The 7,601-nt window shown below is 39.5% G+C and carries 4 protein-coding genes; 1 reads left to right on the top strand and 3 read right to left on the bottom strand.

Annotation, left to right across the window (positions count from 1 at the left end; all coding sequences use genetic code 11):
* The coding region (locus H2245_RS11840; protein WP_220464440.1) for a replication initiation protein at window positions 1-276 on the bottom strand (276 nt) is incomplete at its 3' end.
* 373 nt (window positions 277-649) lie between these two features.
* Complete coding sequence (locus H2245_RS11835; protein ID WP_182407617.1) at window positions 650-2,431, bottom strand: MobA/MobL family protein; 1,782 nt, start codon at window positions 2,429-2,431, stop codon at window positions 650-652.
* Between the two features lie 851 nt (window positions 2,432-3,282).
* Here H2245_RS11835 and H2245_RS11830 point away from each other — a divergent pair.
* Window positions 3,283-6,639 carry an autotransporter outer membrane beta-barrel domain-containing protein gene (locus H2245_RS11830; protein WP_182407616.1) on the top strand — a complete coding sequence of 1,119 codons (3,357 nt, stop codon included), beginning with the start codon at window positions 3,283-3,285 and terminating at the stop codon, window positions 6,637-6,639.
* A gap of 263 nt (window positions 6,640-6,902) precedes the next feature.
* Here the strand turns inward: H2245_RS11830 and H2245_RS11825 are convergent.
* The coding region (locus H2245_RS11825) for a RepB family plasmid replication initiator protein (RefSeq protein WP_182407615.1) at window positions 6,903-7,601 on the bottom strand (699 nt) is incomplete at its 5' end.

The following is a 7,601-nucleotide window of genomic DNA, read 5'->3' as shown; positions in this document are numbered from 1 at the left end:
TATAAATGAGAATCTGCGCTCAAATAGATTTTCTTCAGCATCTAACAACATCTTATATGCTGTCTGTATTGTGGTATCAAATACTTCAGCATATCTTTTTGCAGTGATACGAAGGGGCTTATCTGAGCTTAAGCCTTCGTTTTTTTCGCGAGCATCAATGATACCAAGTTGCACTAAACGTATCTCAGATAAAGATAAATTTTGAATAACAGTATTTAGTCTATGTGTTTTTACAACCAAATCTGTCTTACTGTTTTTTATTGTCGAAACAGACATATTTTATCTACCTGATTTTTTAATAAGTAAGTTATACACCTAATGAGAAGATTATATAACATGCTTTATAAAGTCAAATATATAAATGGCTTTTAATTGTAGATAGATGTCGTCATATATGTAGATAGATGTCGTCATATATGTAGATAGATGTCGTCATATATGTAGATAGATGTCGTCATATGAACGCTACAGCCCATGAATAGCGTGGTCTGTAGCTTATCTAAAAGCTTTTAAAAGCATTAAAAGCATTAAAAGCTTTTTGGTTGTTGATAACTGATTAAAAAATAAAAGAGAGTTATAAGGTAGAAATCAACCAAAAATTAGAATGTGAACTGAAAATACATATCGAAAAAAATAATTAAAGAAAAAATTAGCGTCTTGGTTTATACGTATATTGTGGTTGACGTTTATTCATATCATCAAATGAGCGATTTAACGTTCCCTGTTGCTCTTTAGACAGCTCGTTGCCATAACCCTTCGTAAAATCATTTAAGGCAACTTGTAGCGTCTCTGAGTGCGTTCTATGAATATCAGGGTTCTGAAAGTTCGGAATACCGAAACAAGCTATTCGATAAGCTTCCACCGTACGGTCAATTGTTTTGCCACAATGTTCACGCGCTAACGCTTTGTTTGTCTCAGCCGTTGTCTCATTTTTGACGTAATCATCTAGTTTCTGCAAATAGTTAACAGCCGTAGCAACAACTTTCACCATATCTGTGGTAGTGTTCAATCGCTCGATAGGCAGGCGAATTTGATCTTTATGGTCTTCTCTTTGCTTATCTAAATCGTGTATAAAGTCATCGAAATCTTGTTTAATAGCGTTGTATTGCGCACGTTCTGCTTTAGGATTGCGTAATAAGTTCACCATGTCCTCATTGGCACTTCTGAAATCTACGGTCATCAGCTGAGTGATACGCTGATGATACTCAGGGGTATCTTCATTCTCCTGCTGACCCATATTAAAATTCTGAGAAAACTGATCCAGTAAGGCGCTTTGTCGATAATCAAATTTTTCTGGGTAGTCGTTAGGGTCTTCGTTCCAACCGACTCTAAGTCGCTTATCCTCACGATGACGAGTGACAAAAAGGGATGCTAAGCGTTTTTTGTTTAACTCAACTCGCTGATAAGCGTCTTCAACGTCTCGATCTCGGTAATGAGCGCCTCCATTTTCTCGTTTTGAAGCTTGATCAAATCGTCTTGTTTGTTCAACAAGCTCAGCTGCTGCCTGTTTTCGTCGAGTAGTAACGCTATTTGTGATTCCAACAATTTCATTTGCTTGATTGGCAAGTCCTTTGAGAGTATCCACTCTGGATAGGAGGACACGTTGATTTCTGTCGTTGATGACATCGTTATACCTCTTCTTATCGTTAGTTAAGGGATTACGTCCAGTGTGGACGTTAGGCAAAATATCTAAGTTTCGGTCTTGGTAGCTGACTGCTGTCACTGGAGCAATACCATGTGCAACTAAGCGTTCATTAAGCATCTCTGCCCACAAAGCACGTATTTCTTTCAGATAATCGGCTTCTTTGACCAAGCCTTTGTTCTTTCGAGCCGTGCCATCCAGTTCACAGTCGGCTTTATCAGTGAATAGCAGCTCATTTTGGGCGTTTAACGTCGCTTTACGGGTGGTAAACATAATATGTGCATGAATATTGCGCTCATCCTCACGTTCAGACTCTTTGTCAGCCGTTTTAGCACTTGGCTTAGGTGCTGGGGCGCGACTTTTGAGTGAAGGGTCGTGAATACAGCAATCAGCAATGACGCCTAAATCATTTGCTATTCTCAACGCAAATTCTTCGGCAAGTTCAATATTCTCCGCATTCCTTAGCTCATGGGGCAATGCCAGTAACCATTCACGAGCGACTCGAGCATTGCTTTTCATTTTCTGACCGCGCTGAGTCACTTCATGCGCTTCCACTTGCGACCACAAATCCTGCCGTGAAATTGAAAAGTCTGTCTGTGCCAATGCCGTTGGTAAAACAATCGCCTTATGCAATACATCAGATTTTTTACTGAAATCATGTTCAGTCCTATTCGGATTGTAAGGGTTGGTATCGGTCAACTTTTCACCAGCGCGATACGCTGCTGCTGCGACGGCATTATGTCCTTTTCCTCGTGAAATAGGCTTCACTTCTGCTCTAAATAACGCCATGATTTTAGCCCTCATCTGGGGTAATTTGGTGGGGTTTGGGGTGTCCCCAACGCGTGTTCGAGAAATAATATACAATAACCGGAGGGCAATGGTATGTTATTTCTCGTAACTGCGCTTTTAGCAGAGGGCTTTAAGAGGCTGTCAGAAATCAAGAATTCATGACAATTTATCACGAATTCTTATTAAAAAAGCACGAATTACTGTCTTTTTATCACGAATTCGTGATTTGAGAAAAAGGCGGAAATGGGTAATAACCCCTGTTACAAGAAACTTTTTTGACCATTTCTATAGTATCTCTGGTGGTCATTAAAACGCTTAAGCTAAAAAAAGCACGTCATTGCTGAGTGCTAATCTGGAGCTTATAAGTGTGGAACAATGACAATTGCTCTAGAGGCGTTACTGTATGCGTAAACTAAGGCATTTTTTAGAGGTGTTTCTTCGGATCAAGATTAAGATAATCAGCGGCTCATTCGGCTTTATAAGCTCAAAAATACGAAGATAGGCACTACTAAATAGTGAAATAATGTCTATAAATAAAAAAATTGTGAGTGGAAAACAGACTGTTCAAAAAGAACAATCATCACCATTCAATCAGTCTCGTATAACTGGTTCGGTTATATCAGTCCATTTTGAATGGTCAGTAAGATGGTTTCAGGGTGCTAGGAGCTGGTTATTTTGGGGTATACCATTTGAGCCAGATAAATATTGATTTAGAGATATGATTGAGCATTTGGATTTTATTGTAAACAAATATACACAGAAAAGCTTTTTAGGGTAATATACTGAAACTTATGTAACTATTTATTACATAAGAATAACAAAAAACAAATAACAATTGCCAAGGTCTCGATATGAATCATATTTACCGTGTTGTCTTTAATCAATCTTTAGGTGTTTATCAGTGTGTATCCGAGCTTGCCAAATCTCACGGTAAATCTTCATCTAGTAAGTCGCAATCAACTATTAAGTTTTTACTTACGCCACTGGCTATAGCCATACTCGGTCTATCAGGGCAGGCAATAGCAGCTGATTTTGTCGTTAATAAGGATCAACGTACCATTTATGATAAAAATTTAGCTATTGATGGCAACGTTCTAATAACAGGACCAAAGACTGTCATTTCTGCGCCAAATAATGAAATTAATTTTGGTATAGACCCAAAAAGAACTACGGATGTTTCCATTAAGAATGGCGCAGTTATTGAAGCAGATGTTAGTAGTCTTGGTGCAAATGGTCCGACTACAGTTACTGTTAATAAAGCTTCTTTTAATGCCGATATTGTAGGTATAGGAGCCAACTCAAGCGGTACCCTAAACATCATCAATAATGCTAATTTAAATGTTGGCAACAGTATATTTATGGGTTTTACTCCAGTTAAATCTAGATTTCTGAATATTTTGAATATCAATAGTGGTGGAAAGGTTGTAACAGATACAATAGATGTTGCTAAAGTTGTAAACACTAATGCAGCTGTTTTGATTAGTGGTATTGGCAGTAAACTTACTGCTCAGGACGCTGTGACAATTGGTGATAAAGGCGTCGGTTACTTATCTGTTGATCAAGGCGGAGAGCTTACGACTACTACACTAGCCATTGCAAATGATCTTGGTTCTGCTGGCAGTTCAGTTGAAGTTAATGGCGCAGGATCAAACATTAAAGTAGATGGTATTACTTTTGTGGGCTTATCTGAAAATGGAAGACTTAGTATCAGAGGTGGAGGACAAGTCACTAGTGATACAGTGTTAATAGGCGGTCTATCTACAGCTCAAGGTACTTTAAATATTGATGGGATAGGTTCCACTTTAAATAATAGCACCGCACTAATAGTAGGCGCACAAAGCATAGGAACTATAAATGCTACGAATAATGCTACTTTAAATTCAGCTTCCACTGAAATAGGTCAAGCTTTAGGTGCAGTAGGGAAAGTGTCATTAACTAGCGGCGCCAAATGGAATAACGAAAATTTTATTTCTGTTGGTAGCTATGGAGAAGGTGTATTAGAAGTAGCAGGGCCGACAACCAAAGTTAATACAAATGATTTAACAGTTGGTTTCTACAAAGGACAAGGTAAGGTTAATATTACCGATAACGCTACCGTAAAAGTTAATCGTTTATTACAAATTGGTGGATTCGATGACCGAAGCGTAGACTCTGTAGGTGAAGTGACAGTAAACAATGCAAATTTATCGGCCCCGATTACTGTAGTTGGCGCTCTCGGTAGTGGTACTCTAAATATTATCAATAATGGTGTTGTCAAAACCGAAGCCATCGGAAGATACACTAACTCTAAAAAATCGGACGTTAATTTCGATAAAGGTACATTAGAATTAACAGAATCTAAGTCGCAATTATTTAATAACTTTACTAGTGATAACACCATTAAGCTTGGTCTTGGTGGCGGTACAATCAATACTAATGAATTTATTGCTGAATTGTATGAAGAAGCTGTTATTACAGGTAAAGGGAATTTTACTAAAGCAGGTAAAGGCACTTTGGTTATGGCTATGCCATCCAAGCAATGGACAGGCACAACTAATATCGACCAAGGCTTATTAGTTCTAGATGGTGATTATGTCATGAGAAATGGCGAGAACTTAGGCATTGGTTTGAACAGTCTCGATGATTACGGTCAACTGCTCGTTTTAGGAAATGCCGATATTAGTAAAGGCCAGCTACAGATTAATGCTTCAGAAGCCGTCGGAAAAATGACGGGTAGTAACGAGTGGAAAAACATCGTCTTAGCAGAAAGTGTTACTGGTAAATTTAGTGCTATCACTGATAATAGTCCATTAGTAAGCTTTCAGGCCGATTATAGTGACGCTAGTGCTGTTAGCTTAAAGATGGTAGCACCGACTCCTAAACCACCAGTTGTTGTACCACCAGTTAAACCTGAGCCACCAGTTGTTGTACCGCCAGTTAAACCTGAGCCACCAGTTGTTGTACCGCCAGTTAAACCTGAGCCACCAGTTGTTGTACCGCCAGTTAAACCTGAGCCACCAGTTGTTGTACCACCAGTTAAACCTGAGCCACCAGTTGTTGTACCGCCAGTTAAACCTGAGCCACCAGTTGTTGTACCACCAGTTAAACCTGAGCCACCAGTTGCTGATACTACCTTCGTTAAAGCTATTGAGAGCCAAACTAACCAAACTGCATTAGGTCTTGCTAGTGTCTTAGACCAAGCTATAGAAGATAGAATCAACAATGGTAACAATGAGCTTGCAGATGCGCTCATTAGTAATACGCTCAACTTTGATAAGCCAAAGCTCGCTGCAGCCGCTAATGAACTACAGCCACTATTGATGGGTGCTGCCAATCGATTCATTACTGACAGCAACTATACGGCCACGGAAGCCCTTACCGAGCGCAGCCTCAGCAATCCTCAGCGTGGTCTGTGGGCGAAAATTATCGGTAGTAACAGCAGTCATGACGAAGAAAGTGGTATTACCGGTTATGATGCGGACAGCTATGGCGCCATCGTTGGTATCGACACGCCTATCAATGACAATCTAAGACTCGGTGTTGCGTTCTCTTATATTGACAGTGATGTTGATAGTAATAGCAGTACCTTCAATCATGAAATGACGGCTAAGAATTGGCAAATACTTGGGTATGGTAATTATGCAGCGAGTGAAGCCACTCAGGTGAATTTCCATGCTGGGGCTGGTAGTAGTGATGTCAAAGGCGAGCGCAACCTGTCGATTTTAACGGAAGCTATTGCCAGCTCTGATTACTCTGTTGATACCTTGCAAGCAGGATTTGGTATTGGTCATCGTATCGGTAATGAATTACGTAGCTTTACTCCATTTGCACAGATGAATTATGCTCGTGCCGAAAGTGATGGTTATCGGGAAACCGGTGCTGGGGTTTATAATCTAGAGGTAGATGAGAATACGTACGAATCGCTACGCTGGACAGCTGGTGTGAAGATGTCACAAGCACTGACGCCTAAATTGGCACTCACAGGTCAATTAGCAGCAGCGTTAGAGAATGGTGATCGTCGCTCTGACATTACTGCCAGCTTCATCGACACGCCGGGTGCTAACTTTACCACCAGTGGACAAGAAATCGGCCAAGAAATCGGTATTGTAGGTGTTGGTCTAAGCTATATGCCAACCGCCAATACTAAGCTATCAGCAGGATATCGCGGCGAGTGGCGTGAGAACTACAATGATCAAGGTGCTAGTATCGCCCTACAAACCACATTCTAAAGGGTGTTACTTTAAGAATTTATAGACTTACTAAATAATAAATCTTGAACTTAGTTAATCTAGGTTCAAGATTTTTTTATGGGTCTCTGTACAACGATATATCATTTATAACCTAGTCAAAAATGATAAAACAAAGCTCATTAAGTACATTCAGATGTACACCGTTGCAATTTAAGAGCCTACACTCCTTAAAATTACTTGGGCTATACCGAATATTGAAATCCCAACTAGGGAACGATGCTAACTAAACGCACTCATAAACTCTAGTATTCAAGATAATCTCTAATCGGACGCTTCTTAAACTGTGAAGCATCTTTTTTAAGACGATTAATCATCTCAAACTCCCAAGCTTTAGGATCTTGACCTGCTGGACTGGTAGAGCTGACTATATGATTATAATCAGCAACAAAGCTAGGGTTACGAGCGATACGCCCTAATTGATTGTCATTTAAACCGTCGACGGTGAACATATCTGCTGTATTAACATCACGCTCTTTATTAGGTCCTAAAGTAGGTCTTGGATTGTTTTTAGTCAATACTTTGAACTTAAAACCTACTATAGTTCTGCCTTCTTTTACTTGTTCATAACTAACTTTTATATCTGTTTTCTCATTTACTTCTTTAACTGTCGCGTCAAGTATCCGCCGCTTAAAATCACTCATTCGAGTATAATCAGTCACGCCAAGACCTAACTGACCCCTGAATGTTTGAAGTTCAAGAATAGGTGTTTTCTTTGCTTCACACCATTGGCTGAGCAACTCATACAGTCTCACTGAATAAGCGCTATCAAGAGCGGCTATATGATTAAGAGTGTACTTTGTGAAAAAATTCTCAATGCCATTAATTCTTGAAATTTCATTTACTACGGCAGGTGTGAATATAATTTCTATAGCACCTTGACCTTTTAGATATTTAACCTGACTAACCCATCTAGTTTTAACCTTATTACCATCATACTCGTC

Source organism: Psychrobacter sp. GP33 (assembly GCF_014119005.1).
GTDB lineage: Bacteria > Pseudomonadota > Gammaproteobacteria > Pseudomonadales > Moraxellaceae > Psychrobacter.
Note: the sequence above shows the minus strand (reverse complement) of the source record. Positions and strands in the feature narration are given on the sequence as shown.